General features: G+C 54.9%; 1 protein-coding gene. It reads left to right on the top strand.

Going from position 1 to position 1,679, the window contains the following annotated elements; genetic code table 11:
* The first annotated feature begins 67 nt into the window (after positions 1–67).
* Complete coding sequence (locus WF331_RS29090; protein ID WP_102689580.1) at positions 68–1,504, top strand: IS1182 family transposase; 1,437 nt, start codon at positions 68–70, stop codon at positions 1,502–1,504.
* Positions 1,505–1,679 lie beyond the last annotated feature (175 nt).

The following is a 1,679-nucleotide window of genomic DNA, read 5'->3' as shown; positions in this document are numbered from 1 at the left end:
CCAGGCTGTGTGAAAACGCCTGCGATTGTCTAACCTTCTGATCGTCGAGATCGCGGCGGGGACGATCATGAAGCGATTCATTGAAGGTGAGTCTCGGACGCAAGTCACGTTGCTGCCGGAGTGCCTGGACGACTACATCACCGAAGAAAACCCAGTTCGGGTAGTCGACGTTTTTGTCGATGAACTCGATCTTGGAACACTCGGGTTCGAGGGTGTCGATCCTGCGGCAACGGGTCGTCCGGCTTACCATCCAGCAGTGCTGCTAAAAATCTACATCTACGGCTATCTCAACCGAATTCAGTCCAGCCGCCGGCTTGAGCGTGAGGCCGAGCGTAATGTCGAGCTAATGTGGCTGACAGGCCGATTGGCGCCTGACTTCAAAACGATTGCCGACTTTCGCCGAGACAATGGTAAAGCCATTCGCAGTGTCTGCCGGCAGTTCGTTGTACTTTGCCGCAACCTCAATCTCTTCTCCCAATCGATCATCGCCATCGACGGCAGCAAATTCAAAGCCGTGAATAACCGCGACCGCAATTTCACTCAAGGCAAAGTGAAGGCGCGCATGCGGCAGATCGAGCAGAGCATCGACCGCTATCTAGCGGCAATGGATTCAGCGGATCGGGCAGCGCCGGAAGTGGCCGAGGCCAAGACTGAGCGGTTGAAAGACAAAGTCGAAAAACTGAAACAGCAGATGCAAAAACTCAAGGACATCGAGGCGCAGCTTCAAGCCAGTCCCGATCAGCAAATCTCACTTACCGATCCAGATGCCCGCTCAATGGCCACAAGCGGCCGAGGCTCCGGCACAGTTGGGTACAACGTACAAACAGCAGTCGACGACAAACACCATCTGATCATTGCCCATGAGGTGACCAACGTTGGTAATGATCGCGGGCAACTGAGCAATATGGCTAACCAGGCACGGGAAGAAATCGGTGCTGAGGCGCTGACGGTGGTTGCTGATAGAGGCTATTACAAAGGCCCGGAAATCCTTGCTTGCGAGCAAGCTGGCATCACCACCTTTGTACCTAAACCACTGACATCGAGCAGCAAAGCGGAAGGCCGATTCGGCAAGCAGGACTTCATCTACATGGCTGCTTCGGACGAATATCGATGCCCTGCGGGTCAGTTGCTGACGCGCCGGCATTCCTCAGTGGAAGACGGCATGCTACTGCACTGCTACTGGTTTTCAGGATGCCAGAGCTGCTCGATGCAGAAGCAGTGTACGACCGGTAAAGAGCGGCGATTAAAGCGCTGGGAGCATGAAGCCGTAGTCGAAGGAGTGCAGATTCGATTGGAGCATGATCCGGGGAAGATGAAGGTTCGCCGGCAGACGGTGGAGCATCCCTTTGGCACGCTCAAATTCTGGATGGGAAGTACCCACTTCCTGACCAAAACCCTGCCGAGGGTAAGCACCGAAATGAGCCTTCATGTGCTCGCGTACAACCTCAAACGAATGATGAGCATCTTCGGCATCGCAGGGTTACTTGAGGCGATCAGGGCGTAAACCCCGCTGTTTGCTGGCCCGCAAACAGCTATATGGGCCGCTGACGCGGCCCATATAGCGCTGCAAACGTCTTTTTCGCTGGGTGAGGCTATTCGCGCTCTCGCGTGCTGATTCCACAGGCAGTCAGCTCGACTCTGAGTTTTCGATGTATTTACTGCGTTTTCACACAGCCTGG

It is taken from the genome of Pseudomonas sp. YNh (assembly GCF_037993085.1).
In the GTDB taxonomy this organism is placed as follows: Bacteria; Pseudomonadota; Gammaproteobacteria; order Pseudomonadales; family Pseudomonadaceae; genus Aquipseudomonas; species Aquipseudomonas putida.
This window is presented reverse-complemented; position numbering and strand designations above follow the sequence as displayed.

Excerpts from the sequence above, each read along its gene's own strand:
- WF331_RS29090 (WP_102689580.1), top strand. The coding sequence starts at position 68 with ATGAAGCGATTCATTGAAGGTGAGTCTCGGACGCAAGTCACGTTGCTG.